The sequence below is a fragment of the Streptomyces sp. TSRI0281 genome, assembly GCF_001905125.1.
Taxonomy (GTDB): Bacteria; Actinomycetota; Actinomycetes; order Streptomycetales; family Streptomycetaceae; genus Streptomyces.
This window is the reverse complement of the sequence record NZ_LWLE01000009.1, coordinates 119,253-141,916: the sequence shown is the minus strand read 5'-3', so window position 1 is coordinate 141,916 and position 22,664 is coordinate 119,253. Positions and strand designations below refer to the sequence as shown.

General features: G+C 69.3%; 21 protein-coding genes and 1 pseudogene. 15 read left to right on the top strand and 7 right to left on the bottom strand.

The features are described from left to right. Positions 1-76 precede the first annotated feature (76 nt). The 3 genes from A6A29_RS16285 to A6A29_RS16275 all read left to right on the top strand — a co-directional run bounded on the left by A6A29_RS16285 (position 77) and on the right by A6A29_RS16275 (position 2,519). Positions 77-1,102 carry an NAD(P)/FAD-dependent oxidoreductase gene (locus tag A6A29_RS16285; protein ID WP_073720821.1) on the top strand — a complete coding sequence of 342 codons (1,026 nt, stop codon included), beginning with the start codon at positions 77-79 and terminating at the stop codon, positions 1,100-1,102. 105 nt (positions 1,103-1,207) lie between these two features. Next, the gene (locus tag A6A29_RS16280; protein WP_073720795.1) at positions 1,208-1,549 is read left to right on the top strand and encodes a thioredoxin family protein; all 342 of its coding nucleotides are present in this window, start codon (positions 1,208-1,210) and stop codon (positions 1,547-1,549) included. A gap of 85 nt (positions 1,550-1,634) precedes the next feature. Further along, positions 1,635-2,519, top strand: a complete 885-nt coding sequence (locus A6A29_RS16275) for a class I SAM-dependent methyltransferase (protein ID WP_073720794.1) — start codon at positions 1,635-1,637, stop codon at positions 2,517-2,519. A 368-nt stretch (positions 2,520-2,887) separates the two neighbouring features. Here A6A29_RS16275 and A6A29_RS16270 read toward each other — a convergent pair whose 3' ends face one another. The 3 genes from A6A29_RS16270 to A6A29_RS16260 form a co-directional block, all read right to left on the bottom strand. Next, positions 2,888-3,805, bottom strand: a complete 918-nt coding sequence (locus A6A29_RS16270; protein ID WP_073720820.1) for a PaaX family transcriptional regulator C-terminal domain-containing protein — start codon at positions 3,803-3,805, stop codon at positions 2,888-2,890. A 348-nt stretch (positions 3,806-4,153) separates the two neighbouring features. Continuing rightward, positions 4,154-4,981: an alpha/beta fold hydrolase gene (locus tag A6A29_RS16265; protein WP_079182788.1), complete on the bottom strand. Its 828-nt coding sequence runs from the start codon at positions 4,979-4,981 to the stop codon at positions 4,154-4,156. Positions 4,982-5,024: 43 nt separating this feature from the next. Further along, positions 5,025-6,248, bottom strand: coding sequence for a saccharopine dehydrogenase family protein (locus A6A29_RS16260; protein ID WP_079182787.1), 1,224 nt, complete (start codon positions 6,246-6,248; stop codon positions 5,025-5,027). An 80-nt stretch (positions 6,249-6,328) separates the two neighbouring features. Here A6A29_RS16260 and A6A29_RS16255 point away from each other — a divergent pair, with 80 nt between their 5' ends. Then, positions 6,329-6,955, top strand: coding sequence for a GNAT family N-acetyltransferase (locus tag A6A29_RS16255; protein ID WP_073720793.1), 627 nt, complete (start codon positions 6,329-6,331; stop codon positions 6,953-6,955). 271 nt (positions 6,956-7,226) lie between these two features. Then, positions 7,227-9,512, top strand: coding sequence for a M28 family peptidase (locus A6A29_RS16250; protein WP_143196992.1), 2,286 nt, complete (start codon positions 7,227-7,229; stop codon positions 9,510-9,512). A gap of 119 nt (positions 9,513-9,631) precedes the next feature. Here A6A29_RS16250 and A6A29_RS16245 read toward each other — a convergent pair whose 3' ends face one another. Further along, on the bottom strand, positions 9,632-10,579 hold the full coding sequence (locus A6A29_RS16245) for an ornithine cyclodeaminase family protein (RefSeq protein ID WP_073720791.1): 948 nt from the start codon (positions 10,577-10,579) through the stop codon (positions 9,632-9,634). A gap of 358 nt (positions 10,580-10,937) precedes the next feature. Between A6A29_RS16245 and A6A29_RS16240 the strand changes: the two genes are divergently transcribed. After that, entirely contained in the window at positions 10,938-11,540 is a 603-nt protein-coding gene (locus A6A29_RS16240; protein WP_073720790.1) for a GNAT family N-acetyltransferase, read from the top strand. Between the two features lie 82 nt (positions 11,541-11,622). Next, a pseudogene (locus A6A29_RS16230) lies at positions 11,623-12,154 on the top strand (transposase family protein); the annotation flags it as partial. A gap of 115 nt (positions 12,155-12,269) precedes the next feature. Here the strand turns inward: A6A29_RS16230 and A6A29_RS16225 are convergent. After that, positions 12,270-12,941, bottom strand: coding sequence for a TetR/AcrR family transcriptional regulator (locus A6A29_RS16225; RefSeq protein WP_073720789.1), 672 nt, complete (start codon positions 12,939-12,941; stop codon positions 12,270-12,272). A 61-nt stretch (positions 12,942-13,002) separates the two neighbouring features. On the opposite strand from A6A29_RS16225, the gene A6A29_RS16220 reads away from it, so the two are divergent. Beyond that, complete coding sequence (locus A6A29_RS16220) at positions 13,003-14,415, top strand: MFS transporter (RefSeq protein ID WP_198953092.1); 1,413 nt, start codon at positions 13,003-13,005, stop codon at positions 14,413-14,415. Between the two features lie 251 nt (positions 14,416-14,666). Beyond that, positions 14,667-15,299 (top strand): SMI1/KNR4 family protein, encoded by a 633-nt coding sequence (locus A6A29_RS16215; RefSeq protein ID WP_073720787.1) that lies wholly within the window; start codon positions 14,667-14,669, stop codon positions 15,297-15,299. Between the two features lie 905 nt (positions 15,300-16,204). On the opposite strand, the gene A6A29_RS16205 is transcribed toward A6A29_RS16215, so the two are convergent. Further along, on the bottom strand, positions 16,205-17,140 hold the full coding sequence (locus A6A29_RS16205; RefSeq protein ID WP_073720785.1) for an NADP-dependent oxidoreductase: 936 nt from the start codon (positions 17,138-17,140) through the stop codon (positions 16,205-16,207). 80 nt (positions 17,141-17,220) lie between these two features. After that, positions 17,221-18,099, bottom strand: a complete 879-nt coding sequence (locus tag A6A29_RS16200) for a DODA-type extradiol aromatic ring-opening family dioxygenase (protein ID WP_073720784.1) — start codon at positions 18,097-18,099, stop codon at positions 17,221-17,223. A 123-nt stretch (positions 18,100-18,222) separates the two neighbouring features. Between A6A29_RS16200 and A6A29_RS16195 the strand changes: the two genes are divergently transcribed. The 6 genes from A6A29_RS16195 to A6A29_RS16170 all read left to right on the top strand — a co-directional run bounded on the left by A6A29_RS16195 (position 18,223) and on the right by A6A29_RS16170 (position 22,657). After that, positions 18,223-18,696 (top strand): MarR family winged helix-turn-helix transcriptional regulator, encoded by a 474-nt coding sequence (locus tag A6A29_RS16195; protein WP_073720817.1) that lies wholly within the window; start codon positions 18,223-18,225, stop codon positions 18,694-18,696. Between the two features lie 859 nt (positions 18,697-19,555). Next, entirely contained in the window at positions 19,556-20,347 is a 792-nt protein-coding gene (locus A6A29_RS16190; RefSeq protein ID WP_073720783.1) for a hypothetical protein, read from the top strand. Positions 20,348-20,368: 21 nt separating this feature from the next. Beyond that, positions 20,369-21,481 (top strand): hypothetical protein, encoded by a 1,113-nt coding sequence (locus A6A29_RS16185; protein WP_198953091.1) that lies wholly within the window; start codon positions 20,369-20,371, stop codon positions 21,479-21,481. Between the two features lie 11 nt (positions 21,482-21,492). Next, entirely contained in the window at positions 21,493-21,885 is a 393-nt protein-coding gene (locus A6A29_RS16180) for a hypothetical protein (protein ID WP_073720782.1), read from the top strand. Position 21,886: 1 nt separating this feature from the next. Beyond that, positions 21,887-22,165, top strand: a complete 279-nt coding sequence (locus A6A29_RS16175; protein WP_073720781.1) for a hypothetical protein — start codon at positions 21,887-21,889, stop codon at positions 22,163-22,165. Positions 22,166-22,168: 3 nt separating this feature from the next. Beyond that, positions 22,169-22,657: a hypothetical protein gene (locus A6A29_RS16170; protein ID WP_073720780.1), complete on the top strand. Its 489-nt coding sequence runs from the start codon at positions 22,169-22,171 to the stop codon at positions 22,655-22,657. Positions 22,658-22,664: the final 7 nt, after the last annotated feature.

Below are 22,664 nucleotides of genomic sequence, written 5' to 3'. Positions count from 1 at the left end.
CGGAGTTTGCGAAAATGGCAAGGCTTTTTGTCGGCCCTCTGGGCGGTGGTACACGCTCGGGGTGGAGGTGATCGCCATGAGCAGTGGTACGGCGAACGATGCGAAGAGCAGTGTGAAGAGCGGTGTTTTTGACGATGGTGTGTACGACGTGGTGGTGGTGGGTTCGGGTGCGGCTGGTCTGAGTGCGGCCCTGGTTCTGGCCAGGGCCTGTCGCCGGGTCGCGGTGGTGGATGCGGGTGAGCCGCGTAATGCTTCCGCCGTGCATATGCACGGTTTCCTGTCCCGGGACGGGATGTCGGCGGCCGGTCTGCTGGCGGTGGGCCGGGCGGAGGTCGCCGGCTATGGGGTGGACCTGTTCGAGGGCCGTGTGGATCGGATCGATCCCGGCTTCTCCGTCCGTCTGGACGGTGGTGCGGTGCTCGGCGCCCGCCGGGTGGTGGTGGCGACGGGACTGCGGGATGAGCTCCCGGCGATTCCCGGCGTGGGGGATCGGTGGGGCAAGGACCTGCTGTTCTGCCCCTACTGCCATGCGTATGAGGTACGTGATCAGCCGATCGGGGTGCTGGGTACCCATCCGGGCGCGGTGCGGCACGCGCTGTTGTTGCGGCAGTGGTCGCACGATGTCGTCTTCTTCGCGCACACCTTGGTTCTCGGTGCCGAGGAGCATGGGCAGTTGGCCGCGCGGGGCATTGTCGTCGCCGACGGGGCCGTGAAGCGTCTGGTGACGGAAGGTGACCGGTTGCGTGGTGTCGAGCTGGTCGAGGGGCATGTTGTTCCCCGCGCCGCGGTTTTCGTCTTCCCCCGCATGGTGCCCCGCGACACCCTGCTCACCGGTCTGGGGTGCGAGCGGGATCCCAACGGCTGGGTGATCACCGACGATGCGGGGCGGACGAGCGTGTTCGGGGTGTGGGCGGTCGGCAACGTATCCGATCCGAAGGCGCTCGTGATCACCGCTGCGGGGCAGGGGGCGGCGGCCGCGTTCGCCCTCAACCACGACCTGGTCGCCGAGGACATCGAGCATGCCGTGAAGGACGGCAGCTCTTCGTCCCGGGAGCCCCTTCACCTGCCGCGGCCGGTCCCACGAACCGCCTCGTCCGGCTGACCCCCGGTCGTTGAGCCGGCCGGCTACCGGCGGATGCGGTTCCCGGTCGGCCGGAAACGTACACCTACACCAACACACCAACACACCAACAAGGGAGAGTTCACCATGGCCGCAAAGTCCGCAGGCTCCGTGGACAGTGTCACCGAGCAGACGTTTCCCGCCCGCGTACTGCAGGCGAAGCGCCCCGTCCTGGTCCAGTTCTGGGCCGAGTGGTGCGGGCCGTGCATCAGGGTCACTCCCATCGTCGAGCAGGTCGCCGCCGAGCACGCGGGTGTCCTGGACGTCGTCAAGGTCAACGTCGACGAGGAGCCCGGACTGGCGGACCAGCACGGCATCTCCTCGATCCCCGCTTTCGTCGTCTACGCCGACGGCACTCCTGTGCAGGCGTGGACGGGTGCCGCCCCCAAGCCCCTTCTGGAACGGAGCCTCGCCCCCTTCCTTCGCTGAGCCTCGGCGTGCACCTCCCTGCTCGGCGCGGCGGCGCCCGGGCCGAGCAGGGAGTGCACGCCGCCCTGCTGGAACTGGAGGAATCATGAACGCACATCACGATCAGGACATCGAGTGGGACGTACTGGGTGTGCACCGGGAACGCGAGGCAGGCCTGCACGCTCCCGCCCTCGCACAGACGATGGACTGGTTGCGGGATCTGCTGCGGACCAGTGGTGGCGGATGCACGCCCGTCCACCGGGTGCTGGACATCGGCAGCGGGCCGGGCGTGGTCACGTGTCTGTTGGCACACACTTTTCCGGACGCCGAGGTGGTCGCTGTCGACCGGTCGCCCGGCATCCTGGAGAGGGTCCGCTCGCGCGCGGTGGCGCAAGGAATAGGAAACCGCGTCGTCACGCGACTGAGGAAATCCCCAGGTGAGTTCGGATCGCCGGATTCCGCGGATCTGATGTGGATCCGAAACGGCTTCCACCGCATCGGGGACCAGGAAGCGGCATTGCGCTCCGTGGCCGGCTGTCTGCGGCCCGGCGGGCTCGTCGCCGTCGCGGGAAGCGGGCTGCCCCCGCGATTTCTGCCCCGTGACATCGGCATGGGGCGTCCAGGCCTGCAAGCCCGCCTGGACGCCGCCGCCGAGGATGCCTTCGGTGATATGCGCGACCAACTGCCCGGATCGGTCAGGACGGTGGAGGACTGGCCAGCCATGCTCGCCCGGGCCGGGCTCATCCCCAGCGGGACACGCAGCTTCTTCACCGACCTCCCGTCACCCCTCGGAATGTCGGCGCGCGAGCATCTGCAGATGCACCTGAGCCGACTGCACGATCAGATCGGTGACCGGCTGGAGCCGGAGGACCGTACGACCCTGGAGCGCTTGACGGACAGCGACACATATACCGGCATCCTCGGCCGTCCTGACGTCTTCTACCTCACGGCCACCACTGTCCACACAGCCCGCTCCTGCCGCAGCTTCTAGCGGCTGTCCCGCCACGGGCTACGGGACAGCCCTTGTGGCAGTGTCCGTGAACCCGCGTACCAGTGGACAGATGCACGGCAGAGCAGCGCCCTGTTCACGGCAGCGTCATGGCCTGCCGGGGCCTGCGTACGGCCCATGCGGGCCCCTCGTGTGGGCGGTGACCGTGACGGCCACCCGCCCACGCGAGTGGCGGCGCCGCCCACCAGCAGCCCGCCGCGGAAGAGGGCAACCTCTGGTACGCCGCGCCGCTGCGGTCGAGCAGCTCAAGGTCACTCCCTACGACGAGGAATGGCCCGGCCGGTACCCGGCTCTCACGTCCGCATCCGGTACCCGGCTCTCACGTCCGCATCCGGTACCCGGCTCCGTGCTCATCCGTCGCGGCGCTGCCCTGCGGACTCGGTCCCCCCGACAGTCTCGTCGTAGAGGCGAAAGAGGCGGACGTGCTGCTCCGCCGCTGTGCGGGACTGCCCCAGCCGGTCCAGGAGCTGCCAGCACTGTGCGACGAGCCGGCGTGCCTCGGTTCCCGGCCAGGGTTGGGGGAGCAGTTCGGGCGGCAGAAGAGGGTCGGGCTCCATCGCATGGCTGAATTCAGCGGCCAGTTCGACCGCGATGGTCAGCTGCTGGAGCGAGGAGGGGGCGGCCTCGTCCTGGAGTCGGCGCAGCCGCGGCTCGGCCACGGAAGCGAGTCGCCGATAGCGATCGGCGATCTCGTCCTGCGGCCACAGGCTGCGGGCAAGCGCGACCGGATCACGCACATCGCCCTGACGCAGGTCGTCGGTGGTGAGGAGGGTGAGGCGGCCGTGGATGCCGAGCCGGCGAGCCTCGTCCTCGACGTAGGGTTCCCATGCGTTGGCGCTGACGTAGAGGCCGCCCTGGACGGGGGCGCCACCGAGCCGGGTGAGAACGGTGCGCAGTGTGTCGCGCGCCGTGCGGGTGTCTTCGGGTACGGCGAAGGCGACCAGGTGCCAGATGCCGTCCCAAGGGGCGAGGCCCGCGTCCTGCCGGAAAGCGTGCGCGACGAACTCGACGTCCGGCCCCAGGGCCTGCACGGTAGCGCCGGTCGCCCGGAGCAGTGCTTTGCGCCCCCTGCCTTCCTGGACGAAGCGCCCCTCTGCTACGAGCCGCTTGATGCACAGACGTACCTGCTGGTCGGTCATGCCGAGCAGGTCGGCAGTCGCGTAGAGCTCGCCGGCGTCGACCGTGTGGTCGGTACGGATCAGAGCCTCGACCAGCATGCGGGTGGGGACCCGGACGGGCGCTGTCGGCGTGTGGAGCGAGTCGGTCATGAAGTGGCGGGCCTTTCTCGTACGTCCAAGGGTGCGGCGCATCGTGGTGCCGAGCCGCACCTCCGCAGGCCGCGCGGCCAAGAAATGCGCTCGGTATACACGGGACGGTATCCGGGTCGCTCGTACTGTGTCCCGGCGCGGGGATTCCACGCCGACGTCCAGTCCGCCACCCCGGCAGCAGTGCTCCATCACGAGGGCGATCCGAGCGTCGCGGGGAGCGCCACCTCCGCACGCCGTCGCACCTGTCGGAGGCGGGTACAGGCACCCGGGGTACCGAGGTCGGGGCGGGTCACGCCCTGCGGTGCCGTGGAAGCTCCCTCCTCGCTCGAACCGGGGGTGGTTCAGGACCTATCGCCTGTCCCAGAACGAGCCGAGCATGACGGCGACCTCGTCGACGCGCTCGATCTGCGGCATGTGGCCGGTCCGGGAGAACAGGTGGGTGCGTGCCCGGGGGAGAGCGGTCGCGGCGTTCACGAGGTGGGTGGCCGGCAGGATCCTGTCGTGGGTGCCCCAGACGACGAGCGTGGGGATGTCGAGCGCCGAGACCTCGGTGAGCAGCTCCTCGCGCCAGCCGCGGCGTACGCCGCGCCACGAACCGAGGGCATGGGACTGGCGCCGGAACATCCGTGCCGCCCCTTCGCGACGGGAGAGCGCGAGTGCCAGGGCGACCCGTTCGGGTGTGGCGAAGGCCGGGTCGTAGAAGATGGAGCGCTCGGACATCAGCGCGCTGTCCGCATGGGGACGCAGAAGCAGCCGCCAGAGCAGCGGAAGGTCGAGGATGCGCAGGGTCCAGGTGACCTCACGGCCGAACCCTGCGCTGTTGAGCAGTGCCAATGACGCCACCCGTGCGGGGGCACCGGCGGCGAGCCGCATCGCGACGGCGCCGCCCAGCGAATTGCCCACCACGTGCGCGCCGGAGGGAACCCCGAGCACGTCCAAGGCTCCTTCGACGTGCCGGGCCAGTGATGCGAGGCGGCAGTCCGGCAGGGCCTGGGACTGCCCGAAGCCCGCGAGGTCGATGGCGATCAGCCGGTACCCGCTCAGAGCGGCACGCAGCGGCTCCCAGTCCTCCAGGCTGCGGCCCAGTCCGTGCAGCAGGATCACGGGCGGGCCGGTGCCCGTCGCGGCGTAACGGACGCGAAGCCCCCCGACCTCGACGAATTCCGCTGTCCGCACGCCGACTCCTGGTTCCAGTGATGGCACCGTGCATCTCCTCGTTTCAGCGGCTCGGGGTGACGGTGGTGATCACACAGTCGCCGGGGTGGTCGTTGTCGGAGGTGTGGGGCAGGTGGTGGGACAGGTCGAGGAAGAACCGCTCGGGTTCGATGACGGCCTCGGGCGGGTGGACGCCGGGCCGGCCGCCGGTGCCGTCGAGAAGCTGGGCGAGCCCCAGGGCCAGCGGGATTCCGGTCGCCTCTGCCATGTCGTCGATCAGCGCGGTCATACCGGACGTCTCGGCGAGGCGGGACAGGACGGTGACCGGCCGGCCGTCGCGGGTACCCGTGGCCGCTGCGAAGAACGGCGGCAGCGACCGGGGGCCCTTGAGACCCATGGCGCTTGCCACCGCACGCAGGCCGCGTAGAACTGAGGGTTTGGCCAGGTCGATGGCGGCGGTTTCGTTGGTGAGTCTGCCGGCGTCGATGTCCCGGCGCAGAACGTCCAGGTAGGCCAGTGTGCCCGGGGTGATGACCATGAGGTTGGCTGCCTCGCCGGTCGGGCGGAAGCTGCGGTGGAGGGTGACCGGCTCGGGATGGCCGACGGTGTACGCCGTTCCGGAGTGCTCGGGGGAGAGGGCCAGTGTGACCGGAAGGAGCGGCCGTCGGTGTACGAGCTGTCCGTCGCTGACGACGGCCACCTTTCCGCTGATCTGCTCCATCCAGTGCACGGCGGCGGCACTGGGCCGCCCGTCGGGGTCGAGCAGCTGCTCGTCGTCCTGATCGTTGCCGGACACGTCGACGGGCCATGCGGTGTACAGGTCCCGGACATGGTCCAGCTGCTGGACGGCACGTGCGGCCAGCAGGTTGCTGACACCGGGGCTGGCGCCCATGCCCACCACCGCGCAGACCCCGGCGGACCGTGCTTCCTCGTCCAGGTCGAGCATCCGCAGGGTCGGCTCCCAGTCGTCGCAGATGTCCAGGTAGTGCGTACCGGTCGCGATCGCGGCACGCAGCACGGTCAGGCCGAAGCGGTAGTACGGGCCGACGGTGTTGAGCACGACGTCGGCGTCGGCCATCGCGGCGCGGAGGGCGGAGTCATCGGTCACGTCCACCTGCAGGGCTCGCATGGGCGCACCACCGGCACCGGCGAGGTGGCGTACCAGTCTCTGGGCCGCTTCAAGGCGTTTGTCGGCCACCACGATCTCGGTCACCTCGGGCAGCCCGGCCGCCACCCGCACCGCCACCGCCCCCATCGCACCGGGTCCGCCTAGTGCCAGGATCCTCATTCGCTCTTCCTCTCTAGTACGTTACGATCGAAAACTATACGATCGGTTTTGAATCGAGCAAGTGCTGATGAGGGAGGACCATGAACGACCCACAGTTCCCGGACACAGCTCCGCACGGGCCGGAGATCGACGACTGCCCGCCCGTGGACGCCTGCGTACGCGTGCTGGCCGACGCCTTTGCCCGCGAGTCGGCGACCTCCTGGATCTGCGGCAGTTCGTCCGCCACCAGGGAGAAATGGTTCGACGCCACCCTGCGCGCCGATGCCACCATTCCCGGATCGCGCCGCTACGCCCTGACCGGGGACGGCGGCCGACCCATCGCGGCCGCCGTTCTCACCCCGCCCGGACCTCGGCTCTCACCTGCCGCGCAGGCGCAGTGGGCGGCCCGTGCGCTCGCGCGTTGCGGTCCCCGGTCCGTGCAGCGGACCCTGCGCTACCTCGGCCTCACCGAAGCGGGTGCGCCCGAGAATGCCTGGACGCTGGAGTTCATCGGGGTGGTTCCCGCCGCCGCAGGCCGCGGGGCGGGGCGGCGTCTCTTCGACCGCCTGCTGGCCGACACACCAGCCACGGCCGGGATTTACCTCACCACCGCGGACCCCGGAAATGTGGCGCTCTATCAGCACTTCGGGTTCGTCACCCAACAGTGCCTGTCCGTCGGACCGCTGAATGTCGCGACCATGTTGAGAAGGCGTACAAGCAGTCCGTAGCCACGGGCGGCCCGAGTGCGAATGCCATGCAGCAACTCGATGACGATTCCGGTTACTTCGATCCGCAGGACCACCGAGACCGGATCGAACCGCTTCACCGACTCCGAGTTGATCCCGGACACCGACCCGCTCGGGTCGCGCGACAGTGCTGAGGAGCGCTACACCGCCGAGCTGCCGATCGTCGCCATCGAATACGGCGGCCCCGGCACGTACCGGCCCGCTGTCCCATCCACTTCCGCTATGAGGTATATCCGTGCAGGTTCCGACCACGATGCGCAGACGAATGCCGGCTCTCGCCGCCTTCCTGCTGCTCCTCCTCACCGGTATCGCGGCCATGCTGCCGCTGCGTACCTCCGAGCCCCGGCCGGCCTCCGCCCCCACCGGTGACTTCTCGGCGGCCCGTGCGGTCGCACGGCTCGACGGAATCGCGAAGGTCCCGCACCCGGCGGGTTCGGCCGCGCAGTCGGACGTACGGGAGTATCTCGTCGGTGAGCTGCGGAAGCTGGGTCTGAGGCCGGAGGTCCAGAGCCGGGTCGCCCCCTCCGACGCAGACAGTCCGGCCATCGTCGGGTCCGTCTCCAACGTCCACGCCACGATCCCCGGCAAGAAGTCCACCGGCCGGGTCCTTCTTGTCGCCCACTACGACTCCGTGCCGATCGCCCCGGGCGCCGGCGACGACGGCTCCAACGTCGCCGCGATCCTCGAAATCGCCCGCGTCCTCAAGGCCGGAGCGCAGCTCCGCAACGACGTCGAGATCCTCTTCACCGACGGCGAGGAGCACGGGCTGCTCGGCGCGAGAGGTTTCGTCGACGCGGAGGCCAGTACCTACTGGGCCGCTGCTCCCCGGCAGACCGTCGTGGTGAACATGGAGGGCCGGGGCACGTCCGGCCCCGCCATGATGTTCCAGATGGCGGGCACCGGTCTCACCTCCGCCGTGAAGGCTTCCGGTGCGGTCACCACGTCGTTCTCCGCCGCGATCTACGACCAGCTGCCCAACGACACCGACCTGACGGTCTTCGACGAGGCCGGCATGCGCGGTCTCAATTTCGCCTTCATGGACGGCTCCGCGCACTACCACACCGGCCACGACAGCATCTCCCGGCTCGATGCCGGGAGCGTGCAGGACATGGGAGACGCGGCGCTCGGCGCTGTCCGCCATCTCGGCGGCACGGACCTCTCGCAGCGCGGTTCGGACGCCACGTACTTCTCCCTGTTCGGCACAGTCGTGTCCTACCCGGCATGGCTGGCCCTGCCGCTCGCCTTGACGGCCCTCCTCGGTGTGCCGCTGCTGCTGTGGTTCGGCCGGAGCCGAGGTCTGACCCCCGGCGGGGCCGGACGGGCCGCCCTGAGCTTCCCGCTCACGCTGATCGGTGCGGCTGTCATCGGCCTGGCCGGGTGGTCGGCACTGAGCCTGGCCCGTCCGGACTTCGCGCTCAGCGAGGGCAGCGTCCACCACCTCGGCCGGTACGCGTGGGGCGGAGCGTTGCTGCTCCTGGTACTGCTCGCAGCCTGGTACCGCTGGGCCCGCCGCAACGCGTTGCCGCTGGACATCGTGGTGGGTGTGCTCGGCTGTTTCGCGATGATCGCCGTGGTCTGCGCGGTGGCCCTGCCCGGGGGTGCCTACCTCTTCACCTGGCCGGCGCTGATCGGGCTGGCGGTCGTCGCCGTGACGCTGCGGTTCACACGGGCGGACTCCCCGTGGCGTGCGGTGGCCGGAGCGATGGCGGCCGTACCGGTTGTGGCTCTCGTCCTCCCCGTCGTTCTCCTGCTGCTGCCCGCCCTGGGACTGTCACTCATCGCCGCCCCGCTGGTCCTCGCGGCACTGCTCGCAGCGGTACCGCTGAGCCTCCTGGAGCCGCTTCCCCCACGTCGTGCGCTTACCGCCGGGATGCTCGCGGTGACGGTGGCAGGTGTGGGCACGCTGGTCGTGGGCACGGCCCTCGACGGCTACAACGCCGAGGAACCCCGGCCGGTCAGCCTCGGCTACGTCCTGGAGTCCGACACGGGCAAGGCCACCTGGGTCAGCGACGGCGATTCATCCCAGCCCGCCGTCGGCAAGCTCCTCACCGGCGAGCCGGCTCGCTTCGAAGACCGCGTCCCCGCGCTGGACGACGCCGTGCTCGCGAACGGGGCGGCCAAGGCCGCCCCCCTGGACACACCACGTACCGCGAACGTCTCAAGCACCGAGGCCGACGGCGTACGTACGGTCCGGTTCCGTATCCAGGGGCCTGCCGACGCCCACACCATCGCCGTACACGCCGATACCTGTGCCCACCAGATCCTCGACGCCACTGTCGAGGGTGCGAAGATCACCGGCGGACCGAAGCGACCGGGGAGCGGCTGGGATTGGAGTTTCGACTACGCCGCCCCGCCCGCCGACGGCCTCGATGTCGTCGTCCGCATCCGCGGCAAGGGCCCCCTGCCCCTCCGCGTAGTGTCCACCGCGGCCGGCTTGCCGGGCGGAGTCGGTGCGCCCGCTCCGGCCGCGGACCAGAGCTGGGCGAGCTGGCCGTCGGTCGCCGGGCAGACCTTCGTCGTACGGACCTTCCGGCTCTGACTCCGCCCTGGTGGCTGCTGGACGCGAGTCGCACCTCGTGCGGGGTGCGGAGCGCCTACAGCAACAGCTCGTACTGGGTGATCGCGCCCTCCCGATCGTTTCGCAGGGCAGGGCAGGGCTCAGGCGAGCAGGTCGGTTTGCGTTCCGACGCCGTGTTGTTCGGCGTGCTGGTAGGCGAGCCAGGCAAGGGCGAGGTCCTGCCAGGGAAGCCCGACAGGAGCGTAGACGGTGCGTGTCGTGGCGCTGGTGCGGCCCGGGTGGTCATTGCGGAGGAGCTCGCCGAGGGTGGCCTCGGCGGCAGTGGCGGGAAGGCCGGCGGCTGCGAGTGCTCCCATGGAGGCGGCCAGTTCACGGTCGTCGACCACGAGGAGCGAGGATGCCAGCAAGTCGGCGGAGAGTTCTTGCTTGCCGGGCTCATCGGCTCCCAGAGACGTGAAGTGTTGCCCGGGCCGAGTATCGGCAAGGCGCAGCAACGGTCTACGTGCCCAAGTTGCCAGCAGGATGACATCAGCGGCCGAGGCGACATCCGTGGGAGACGCGAGCGCTCGTCCGCCGTGCCGGGCGACAAAGGCGGCGGCGCGGGCCGGATCGGCGTCGTGCACCACGACATCGCGGAAGCTCCGCATGCCGCGTAGTCCGCGGACCATGAGCTCGGCTTGTGCGCCCGCGCCGATCACGCCGAGTACCACGTCCCCTCCCGGGTCGGGGGTCGCGAGGACATGAGTCCCCAGAGCCGCTGCGAGTCCCGTGCGCCAAGCGGTGATGGTGGCGGAATCCATCAGAGCGAGGAGCTCACCGTCATGACCACTGTGGAGACAGATCACGCCACGCAAAGCTGGTCGGGCGGCGGGGAACTTGGCGTTCACCTTCACCGTGTAGGCGTCGATCCCGGGCAGCAGCCCAGGGATCAAAGCTGTAGCTGTGCCGGGAAACGGCAGGTCTGTCAGCACTCGCTGTCCCGTTGCCGGCGAGGATCCGGTACTGCGGAAACCTTCTTTCAGGACGGCCATACAGGCCGTGGGCTCAAGCACGGCTTCCAGATTGCTGCGGGTCAGGATTCGGGTCATGTCCCCATGATCCCCATCATCTTTTCCGCAGGGGAACCAAGGTGAGGAGAGTTCTTTCCCTTCCGTGCCCCGGATCATCAACCGCGAGGATGCGGTCATCGCGCCGGCCGAGCCGGACGTCGAGCCCTGGCGGCTCAGGAACTGCCGCTGCCCACCGTTCGCGATCGTAGTTGTTCATGAATGCGGGAGGCACCCGTCCGGCGGCGAGGGCGATGCTCACGAGCACGGGAGGCGCTCCGAACCGAGCCCCGCTTTCCCGGCGACGGGGACGGTTCCCCGAAGCTGCCATGAACTGGCGAATACCTCGGCGTGATGATGCTCCTGGGAACCTGCCGTCTGGCCAGATCGTTTGATAGGCATGCTGCATCACCAGGACACCCCCTCCGTACGTCCCATCACCGACGCCGACGTTCCGACCGCTGTCGAGACCCTCGCTCGGGCCTTCGCCGACTACCCCTACACCCGGCACGTGGTCGCCGCGGACGACCATGAGGGCCGGATCCGGCGCTTCCAGGAACTTTGCCTGACCCGCGTGGGGATGGTGTGCGGGCGCGTATGGGTTGCCGACGCCGGCCGTGCCGTCGCCGTGTGGGCCACTCCCGACCAGGACCCCTCACCCGCCTTTGCCGAGATCGGCCCGTTGCTGGGCAGCCTTGCCGGTGACCGGGCGGCTGCCTTCGAGTCCGCGGAGCAGGCCGTCGCTCCGTACCGGCCACAGGAGCCCGCATGGTTTCTGAACACGGTGGGAGTCACCCCTGAAGCCCAGGGGCAGGGGCTCGGCAGTGCGGTGCTGGTCCCCGGCATCGAGGCGGCCGCACGCGCCGGGTACCCGGTATTCCTGGAGACCTCCAGCGAGCGGAACGTGAAATTCTACGAGCGCCTCGGCTTCGAGGTCACAGCCGAGGTCGTTCTCCCCGACAACGGCCCCCGTACGTGGTGCATGCGCAAGGACCCCCGATAGAGCTGCGGGGCCGCGGTGTGTGCCGGTCCGGTGTCAGTGAGGTTGCGTCAGTGACGTAGTGTCAGTTTTCGGTGTGCGTCGTGAAGCCGTCGACGCCCTGGCCGTCCTCGCTCCGTCCCTGGCCGAGGCGATGCGGACGATCCGGTAGAAGGCGTCGTCATCCTCGACGGCACCCCGCTCCCGATCGACCGCATCGCCGTTGACACTCCCTACTGCTCCGGGAAACACACGCGCCACGGCGTGAACGCGCAGATCCTCACCGATCCGTTCGGACGGCTGCTCCGGCCTCGCCGGCTCTGCCCGGATCGGCTCACGACCTGACCGCCGCACGACAGCACGGGATCGTCGGAACCCTCACCGAAGCAGGAATCCGGTGTTGGGCGGACAAGGTGTATCAAGGCGTCGGCAGACCCGTCCGAGTACCGTTTCGCGGCCGGCGCCTCAAGCGGTGGAAGGGTCGTCACAACACCTCCCCCGCGAAGATCCGCTGTCTCGGCGAGCAGGCCATTGCCACCCTCAAGCGCCGGCGCCTCCTACGCAAGCTCCGCTGCGGCACCAACCGAATCACCGGCGTGGTGAAGGCCGTCCTCGTACGTCATCACGCCTCAGCGTGAGGTGGGACAAGGCTCAGTGCGTGAAGCGCGTCCAGGGCGTCGGCTGGTGGGTGGGCGGCCTGGACGCGGCTGCCGGCCGCCGACTGGGACACGGCGGAGCTCGGGGTGGCCCGCATTACCCCGTGTGGCGGTGGTGGATCTGCGGATCTCCGCCCTTCTCGCGGCTGATCTCCACCAGCTTCGGATAGTCGACTGCGACTCCCCGCAGCAAGGTGTGCACAGCCTGCTCCGCTTCGTCGTCGCTGGTGACGGCGTGACCGAACAGGGCGCGGTAGTGGACCAGCGAGGCGAGCAGGTCCAGCAGCAGGTCCCTGTCGACGTCGTCGCGCAGGTCGCCGCGCGCGATGGCGGCGTCGAGGGCCTGGCCGACGGCGGTCCGGGGCGGGTCGAAGAGGGCAGTCATGAATGTCTCGCGGCGTTGCGGATCGTCGCCGTATTCGGCGAGCAATGAGGCGAGTACGTCCGGTGGCATGCGCTGGAATGCGGCGACGTACAGCTTGATCGCGTCACTGAGGTCGCAGATCGTGCAGTCGGTTGTGGGGGGTTTGAGACGGCCCAGGCGGGCGGTCAGGGCGTCGAGCACCAGGCTGGGCAGGGTTTTCCAGCGCCGGTAGACGGCCGGCTTTGTCGTGCCGGCGCGCCGTGCCACGGCCTCCACGGTGAGCCGGGCGTACCCGACCTCGTCGAGGAGATCGAGCACCGCGTCGAGGATCGCCTGGTCGATGGATGCGTCGCGAGGGCGGCCGCCCGGGGCCCGACCGCTGGGTGCATGTTTCGCTTCAGCCATCCCACCAGTCTAGTGTTAAGTTACGTTCCGGCACGTAATGAATCTCTCGGAGGGGAAGCATGTGACCACCACAAGCGAGGAGCCGACTGCGTCACCGTCACCAGCCGGATGGGGAGCGTTGCTCGGCCGCGAACACGGGGCGGTCGCGGCGACGCTCGCGGCCGGAGTCGCGCTGCATGCTGTGAATGTCTACCTGGCGACCACCATCCTGCCGTCGCTCACCGCCGACATCGGCGGATCGAACCTGTACGCGTGGGCCACCACGATCTTCGTGTTCGCGTCCGTGCTCGGGTCGACGGCCGCGGCCGCCGTTCTCGGAGCCCGCGGCCCGCGCTCCAGCTACCGCTTCGCGACACTGCTGCTCGCGGCCGGAACGGTGGTCTGCGCACTCGCCCCGACGATGCCCGTCCTGCTGGCCGGACGCCTTGTTCAGGGCGTCGGAGGTGGACTGCTCTTCGCTCTCTCCTACGCCATGGTCCGCATTACGCTGAACGAGGCACTGTGGCCACGCGCCATGGCACTCGTCTCCGCCATGTGGGGCGTCGCGACGCTCGTCGGCCCCGCCCTCGGCGGCGTCTTCGCCCAACTCGACCTCTGGCGCGGCGCGTTCTGGGGGCTTCTGCCGTTCCTGCTCTTCTTCGCCTTCTGGGGCGCGGTGCGACTGCCCACGGGGACGGCGGGGGAGTCGGCCCCGCGCATTCCCTGGGCGAGTGTGAGCCTGCTCGGCCTGGCCGTGCTGCTCATCTCCGCAGCCAGCATCTCGTCCCGGCTCGCCATCAATGCCGCTGGTCTCCTGGCGGCCGCGCTGCTCCTGGTTGCCTGGCTGCGACGTGAGCGGCGTACGACGCTCCGGCTCATCCCGGCCACCGCATTCGGCCCGGACGCGCGGCTGCGGCTCGTCTACGTCACCATGGCCCTGCTGGTGCTCTCCAGTACCGTCGAGGTCTATGTGCCCTACTTCGGGCAGCGGCTTCAAGGACTCGGACCTCTGGCGGCCGGGTATTTGGGCGCTGTCCTGGCGGCGGGCTGGACGCTCGGCTCGATCGCGTGCAGTGGCATGCAGCACCGCAGAGGACTGATCATCAGGACCGGTCCGGTCTTCTCCCTGACCGGGCTCGTCGTACTCTTCTTCACCGGCCCGGTGCACTCCGGCGCGGTCACGACCGTCGTGGCAGTCGGCGCCGGACTTCTCCTGCTGGGCTGGGGCATCGGCATGGCATGGCCCCATCTGCTCACCCGGGTCCTGCAGTTGACGTCGAAGGAGGACCAGGACCTCGCCGGTTCCTCGGTCACGACGATCCAGCTCACCGCGACCGCCTTCGGATCGGCGTTCGCGGGGATGGTCGCCAACGTGATCGGATTCTCCGACGACGCGGACGTCACCGACCTGCAGAGCACGGCACGCTGGATGTTCGGTCTTTTCGCGCTCGCACCGTTGGTCGCTGTGTTGACGGTGCGGCGCGCCCGCCGTTGAGGCGTGGCTCCGCACCATGGCGGCAATCCATCGACGGAGGACGGATACCGGCGGCGGAGGCAAACCGACCCCGCCGCCCAACCCTGGCACGTTCTCTTCGATCGGGGCAACATCATCGAGACCGGCACCGACTCCCACCGCCTTGCCACCACCCGCGCCCGCGCCGAACGGCAGGTCGCTGGCTGACCTCGCTTCATCGGCCGGCAGGGGCCTCGACCCGACTTGTCAGACGTGTGGGGCAGGATGGCGCCATGGCACAGACGATCTTGCCCCCGTCGGAGTCCTGGCACCTGATCGACGCCTGGCTGGCGACGCACGTGGCCGCCGATCTCACGCTCCTCAATCCACCAGCGACATCGGACGAGATCCGACACGCGGAGCGGATCATCGGCGCCCGACTGCCCGGTGATCTCGCTGAGTCTCTGCAATGCCACAACGGTGTGAGCACCTGGACATCCATCCTGCCGGAGCAGTCCCCGCTTGCAGTGAGCGGCATCGTGGAACAATGGCAGACCTGCATGACCGTCGCGGCGGAGAACGACGGCCTGACCGCTCGCCCCTGGGACGACGAGCCTTGGTGGCACCCACTCTGGGTTCCCTGGGCCGAGAGCGCCGATGGCGCGACGCAGGTGATCGACCTGCGTCCTGGCCCAGAGGCCCGGCGTCTCGGCTGGGCAGGCCACAGCGGCGGCGGCGACTTCACCGATTCCTGGCCCGATCTGGCGAGCCTTCTCCACGCGGTCGCGCAAGCACTGCACGAAGGCGGAGGCATCCGCGGACTGCATCCCTACCTCACCACGCAAGGCGGGATGTGGTGGGACGAAGAGGATTGCTTCGAACTGAACGGTCACCCGCTGAGGGCCGCCCCGGTCGGGCTGTCTTAGTCAGAACATTCCACACGAATCACCCGAGCGTTCCTGCTTCTCACGAACATTCCCAAGGTGCCTGACCCGCCATCGTTCTCAGAACGCATCGACAGCCGTTCTTCTCGGTGACCTACACAGCCACCCGCGGCTACGCCGTACCACCCTTCTCGCTGCCCGGACCTCCGTCGGTCTGGGAGCGGCTTCCGCCCGGCCTGCGGAGGCTCCTCCTGCTCCTGCGGAACGTCAGGGGGCTCTGGACCGGGCGCTGGACAAGGAAGGCAGATCACCGACCGGTACACGGCGGCGGTGGGCAACCTCGGTGAGGACAAGCCTGACGTACGGCTGGGCGGCATCTACGCCCGGCAGGGAATCATGCAGGACTCCCGCCGCGACCAGCCCACCATCGCCGACGTCCTCGCCGCCTGCATCCGCGCCCACACGGCCAAACCACAAACGAAGGGCCAGGACGTCCCGGCCGACGTCCACGCCGCACTCAGCGTCCTCACCACCCGCGACACAACCCGGGACGGCACCTTTCTCCTGGATCCCCATGCCGCCGAGCTCCCCGCCCTGCAGCAGGCGGTCCGCCAGGCGTCGGTTCGAGCTGGACATGAACAGCCGTCTCGATCTGGACCTGTCCATCCGGGCGACGGAGCCCGGCCCGCGCACCCCGCAGGAAGAGACAGCCGCAGCCCCGGCGTGACACCGGGCTCCGGGTCTGGCCGGAGCCCGAGTGAAGACGATGTTGCCCGGGACGCTTCGGTGTCCCGGGCACCATGGGTGAGCGGCAGCGCCGGGCCTCAAGTGCAGGGCCTGCCGCATGGCCTCGTCGGTGCTGACAGGTCGCGGGTGCGGCCCGCATTCGAACTTCCGGGCCGCCCACCGGTGGGAGAGCGAACAGCGGGCGGCCCGGTCGGGTGCGGTCAGGGAGCGAGCAGGACCGTCTTGCCGGGCAGCCGCCCGGCGCCGGCGTCCTCATGCACGGCAGCCAGCTCGGCCACCGGGCGGTGGGCGGCGACGTGCACCCGGACCTTGCCGGCATCCACCTTGGCGACCAGCTCGGCCAGCTGGGCTCCGTCGCTGCGGACCCACAGGCTCGCGCTGCGCACCCCCCGAGCGGGGTCTTCGGGAATCGGGCCGGCTGTGCTGGCAGCGACCCCGCCGTCGGCGACGTAGTTCGTCAGCTGCGCGAGCTCCTCCGGGGAGACGCGCACATGGTTCACCACGACCTGGAACGGACCGCCCACAGCGGCAGGGCCCGCGGCGAGGGCGAGGGGGCCGACAACCCGGTCAGCGCCGTAGCCCCGAAGGCGGTCGGCGTGCTGCGGCGCGTCCACCGCGGTCACGTGCGCCCCCGCGTCGACGGCGAGCTGCACCACGAGGCTGCCCACCGCGCCCCCCGCCCCGTTGATCAGGACGGTCTGACCGGGCTTCAGCTCGGCGAGCTCGAAAGCCGTCTGCCAGGCCGCCAGGCCGGTCAGCGGCAGCGCGGCGGCGTCGACCAGCTCGGTCGTCCGGGGCGCCGGGGCCAGGGAGTCCGCCGGGGCGAGCACGTATTCGGCGGCACCGCCGGCGGAGTCGAGGGGCAGCATCGCCACGACCCGGTCGCCGACCTCCAGGCCAGTCACGTCCGCGCCGAGTTCAGCGACGGTGCCCGCCAGGTCGATACCCGGCACGTACGGGAGAGTTATCGGGATCATCTCGGCCAGGACACCGGAGCGGATGTGGTCGTCGACCGGGTTGAACGACGTGGCCGCCACCCGCACCAGCACCTGGCCGGTGCCGGGGACCGGACGGTCGACGTCGTCGTAGCGCAGGACCTTGCTGCTACCGAACTCGTGGAAACGCATTGCCTTCATGGCACTTTCCTCCAGGGTGTATCGATGTCGTCGCCAACGGATGAGGCGCTCAGGCGGGAAGGTGAAGCACGTCGAGACACTCAGGTCAGCTGTACCGACCGGGTGGAGTTGCCCATCACCATGCGGTCGATGGCGCTCACGGCGCTGCCGGGGTCATCGGCGGCGCCGACGGTGAGCAGCAGCGGGACGAAGTGGTCAGCTGTCGGATGGGCGACCGCGGCGCCGGGTGCCTTGTTGCGGTAGTCGGTGAGGGCGTCTGTGTCGCCCCGGGCGAGGGCGTCAACGGCCCATTCGTCGAAGGCCATGGTGTCGGCGGCGAGCTCCGGCCGGCGGAAGACAGCGAAGCTGTGCGTCATGAAGCCCGAGCCGAGAACGAGGATGCCTTCCTCGCGCAGCGGCCGCAGGCGTGTCCCGAGCTCGAACAGAGCGCTGGGGTCGAGGCTGGGCATCGACAGCTGCACGACCGGGACGTCGGCCGCGGGATACATGGCCATGAGCGGGATAAAGGCGCCGTGGTCGAGGCCGCGGTCGGCGAACTCGTGTACCGGCGTCAGGCCCAGCAGGCCCGTGAGTCGCCGAGCCAGGTCGGTGGCGTTCGGGGTCGCGTAGGGAAGGGCCTTGTAGCGGGGGTGGAAGCCGCTGAAATCGTAGGAGAGCGGGGTACCGGCCGCAGCTCGGGATATCGCGGCCGGCGCCCGTTCCCAGTGGGCCGAGATGACGACGATGGCCCGGGGTTTGGGAATCGACCGGGCCCAGTCGAAGAGATCGCTGAGCCACTGAGAATCGTCGAGGGTGAACGGGGCTCCATGGCTGACGAAGAGGCTGGGCAGGGGCCCGTCGGAGGGGTTCCACACCCGCTGCTCGCGCGCCTGCGGCAGGACCCGGGCAAGGAAGTCGTCGTATGCCGCGGCTGGTGTGCGCGACGGGAAGGGGGCAGTCAGGCTGCTCGTGGAGGTCATCGAAATTAACTCCTTCACTTGCCAAGGAAAGTGTTTTCACTTGCCGAGGCAAGTCACAAAGTAGCCTAACGAGAGTTGCCTAGGCAAGTGATGTGAGTTGCCCGGGCAAGTATGATGGGGCTCATGGATACTCAGTCGCCCTGGCTCGACGACGACCAGCAGGACCTGTGGCAGGCGCTCCTCACGGTCGTCATCGCCCTCCCTGCGGCCCTCGACCGCCAGCTGCAGCGAGACGCAGGCATCTCCAACTTCGAGTACGGGGTCCTGGCCCAGCTGTCCATGGCCGACGAGGCCACGATGCGGCTCAGCGACCTGGCCCGGGTCTGCGACAGCACCCAGCCCCGCCTGTCGAAGGTGATGGATCGCTTCGAAGCCCGCGACTGGGTCGCCCGCCGACCCGACCCCAGCGACGGTCGGTACACCCTCGCCGCCCTGACCGATGCCGGCCGGCAGAAGCTCGTCGAGAGCGCACCGGAACACGTCGCGCAGGTGAAGCGACTCGTGTTCGATCCCCTCAGCGCCGTTCAGCGCCGCCACATCGAGGCGGCACTCACCCGCATTGCCGCTACCGTGCGCCGGGAACTCGAAGGAGGCTGAGCGCCGTCACAGTCGGGGATCTTGAAATGGCCCTGGTCTGACGGGGAATCGGTGAGCCCAGAACCGCGATTCTCCCGAGGCGGCCATGGGGGAGTTGATTTGTTCGTGCGGTCAGACCCCGTAGAAGTCCGGGTGAAGGTGGTGACCGCCACCTTCAGAACGGTCAGCTCAGCCTGCGGGGTGGGTGGCGACGCGCCAGACCGGGGCCGGGGGATGCGCTGCCGGTCGAGGAAGTCCTGAAGAGCCGTCGGAGTCCGGGGCCGGCGAGCCGGCGCCGGCGGGAGATGGACGTCGATGCGTTCGAGGTTGACCGCGATCGCGGTCAGGACATGCCGGGCGTGTGCCTTGTTCTGGCTTCGGTAGCGGCACTCGCGCATGCCGTGGCCGTCCGCGTCGACCGGATAAACCCGGCGACAGGCCGGCCGCAGCCGCGGACCAATTCCTCCCCCCACGCGACGGCAAACGTCGGCGTTCTCCTGGACGACCTGCCGCCCCACGACCTTGGACACTCTTCGCGGGCTGCTCCCGGTCATCGGACCGGTTTTCTGCGCACCGGCCCAGTCACCGCCGGCAGGTCTGCCCCGAGCCGAAACCCAACTCCGGCCGAGCGGCCACCCGCAGGAAGCGCGCTCCCTGCGCGCTTCCCCAGTGCGCCACATATGCGTCTGGTGCCCTGTCATGTCTCCGCATCCTGGAGGAGCCGACGGAACGGGCCGTCGAGTATCGAAACCCGCTCCGGTCGCATTCCCGCGATGGGTAGACAAGTGCAGGCTGTTCGGACCAGTGGTCCTTGCAGTCTCCAGTGCACTCATGCGTTGCTGGTGACACGAGTCAAAGAGCGTCACCGGAGGAGACGGCCATGGGCGTGATTCAGGACAAGGCGCTGAAGCAGATCGCCGACAACGCCGCTCTCGCCCAGGCGCTCGTCCCGCACGCGCTCCTTCTCATCGAGCGCACGTACGAGCTGGAATTCGAGCGCGTCGCGTCCGTCAAGGATCTGCGTGTCGTACGGACCACGCTCGGGGAGCCGCTCTTCGCCCCCCGCCGAAGGCAGGGGGCCTGGAACCAGGTAACGCCCACGCTCACCCGGACCGAGTTCTGCTGGGAGGGCGAGGGCTCCGAGCCGGTGTGGATCGACGTGGCGGCCGAGCTGGAGATCGACGTGGTCGCGGAGACAGACCCCGGCGGTATCGAGTCGATGGCCGTCCGTGCCGTGGACACGTACCGGACGCTCGACGAGTTCCGCGCCCAGTTCTCCTACTTTGACCTGGATGCCTTCATGGCGAGTCACGGGCTGACCACCGTCGAAGACCTCCGGGACGCCGGCGAGTACCTCCGCACGGAGGTACGACTGCGCCACCCGCCTCCCTTCGACCCGGCCGACCCGCACAACGTCCGCACCGTGCCCGTCACCGCCGCCGTGCTCGTCTCCGACCCCACCGACGTGGTCGGCGCCTTCCGCGCCGCCCGGCTCGTGGCGGCGGCCACGCGCGACAGGCCCCTGCCGCCGAGCACCTTCGGCGTACGCAGCGCGCCCTACGCCCTGGTCACCGCCTTCACCCCGCACCCCCAGCCGGCGAACCAGGCGCTCTCCAAGCCGGAGATCACCACGCTGCTCACCGGCGCGGGCATCGCCCCGCTCTTCCTCTGACGCCGGAAGGAAGCACCCTCCATGACCACCCCCGTCCGCTACATCCGTGTCCAGGCCAAGACCAACTTCTTCTCGCCTGCCACACGCCCCACCGGCAACATCGCGATCATCGGCGCCGTCACCCCTCCGGCCGGAGCCACCGGCCTCATCGATGCGAACAAACCGACAGTGTTCGTCGACCCCGACGACGCGATCGCCCGTGCTCCCGGAGCACTCGGCACGGCCGTGGCCCTCGCCCTGCGGCAGGAGCCCAGCCCGGGCACCATCTACGGGGTGCGCCTCGCCAGTACCCCGAACTACGCGGAGTCGCTGGCCACCATCGCCACCCTGCCGGTGCAGCTCGTGGTCATCGCGGGTGCCAGCCTGTCCAGCGGGACCCCGGCCGAGTCCATCGTGAAGCTGGCCGACCACGTGAAGGGCCCCTTCGCGGACGGTCTGGAGCGTATGGGCGTGGCCATGCTGGCCAAGGGCGACACCGACCCCGCGGTCATCACCGGCACGCTCAGCACCGACCGCATGGTCTATGTGGCCCACAAGAGCGACGAGGACGTGGCGGCCGCCGTGGCGGGCACCATCGGCGGATACGAGCCCCATGTCTCCCTCCTCCTCAAGAAGGTGAACGGCGTGGACTCCGATCCCTTCACCGCCGGGGAGCTGGTCAAGCTCAACGGCAGCGAGAACAACGACGCGGGGCCCGCAGGGCACAACGTCAACTGGCTGGTGAACCCGGCGCTCATCCCGGGCGAAGGCATCTACCTCGGCGAGGGGTACACGGGCGCGTCGGGCCTCACCGACAAGAAGTACATCGACATCGTCCGCACCCTTGACGACATCACGTACCGGCTCAAGGCATCGCTCATCGCGACGATCGGCGACCTCCGGATGACCAGGACCGGACTGCGGGCGCTCACCGGCGAGATGGAGGCGGTGCTGGAGCCGCTGCGTCGCACCGAGGTGATCGACGACTACGAGGTCGTCGTCCCCATCCTCGCCCTGCTCGACAAACCGCAACCGACGCAAGTGGACAAGGACCTCATCAAGGCGGCCCGGGACGCCCGGCTCGCCGAGTCCCTGGTCCGGATCACCTACGCCGGCGCCATTCACCGGCTCACCATCAAGCTCACGTTCGAGTAGGGAGAGCGCACATGTCCGACTGGAACACCCGCCTCGAAGTGAAGCTCGGCGGCCGCACCGTCACCCCCATCAGCAACTTCTCCCCGTCGTTCAACGTTCCCCACACGGTGCTGCACAGCCTGGAGGCGGACGGCGTCGGGTACGTGCGTCAGCCGTTCACCTTCACGTTCACGATGACCGTGCCCGCGGTCGCGTCCGCCGTGGCCGACCTGACCGAACTCGCCGTCAACGGAGCCGAGTTCTCCATCGCGGTCGCCGAGAAACAAGGCAACGACTGGGCCTTCTCCGCCCTCAAGTTCGGCCGCTGCGTAGTCAGCGCCGTGCAGCCCAGCACGGTCACCGTGGACGGGGTTCCCCAAGCCAACTTCACCTGCATGGCGCTCAACGTGGGCGTGGAGGAGTGACATGGACATCGACGAGGAGGAGTTCGCGCGCGTCGACGCCTTCGCCGCCGGCGGCCGGGTCGAGCGTACCGGCCTCGCCCTCGTCCATGAGGGCGAGTACATTGCGCCCGCCGCGGGAAGCGAGGCGGTCGTCACCCGGCACGGCGTCGCCGGCACCGTGCTCCACTACCACTTCCCGGTCGAGGTCGAGGTGGTCGGCGAACTCGGCGACCACCACGTCCGGCAGATCGCGGACCACGTCTTCGCCGAATTCGACCGTGAACTCGGCAGCCGGGGGTGACCCGTGACGGAGAAGGTGCTCGTCGGCACGGTCCCCCTGCTGTACGCGCAGAGCATCACCATGACCGAGGGGTACCGGGTCGAACGGATCCTGGGCAGTCGCTTCTCGCAGGCCACCCAGCCGTCGGCGAAGACGATCGTCATCGAGGCGGTCCTCCTCGGCCCGGAGCGGCACGCCACCAAGAAGGCCCTGGAGGTCATGGCGCTCACCTCACGGGCGCTGCTCGCCGCGGCCGCTCCCGCGCTCGCGGTCTCCGGGATCCCGGTCGTGTGCGGTCTCACGCTCAGCCTCGACATGCAGATCACCGATCTGCGGTTCACGCAGAGCGTGCAGAAGCGCGATGCCTTCGACCTGTCCCTGACCCTCCAGCACGTGCCCCGCTCCAGTCTCACGGCACTGCTCGGCGAGATCGCGGACCTCGCGATGAGCGCGGGCAGCGCGGGCGTGCCGAGTCTGCCCGTCCCCGGCCCCGTACCCCGATCACCCCTGTAGGAGGCGC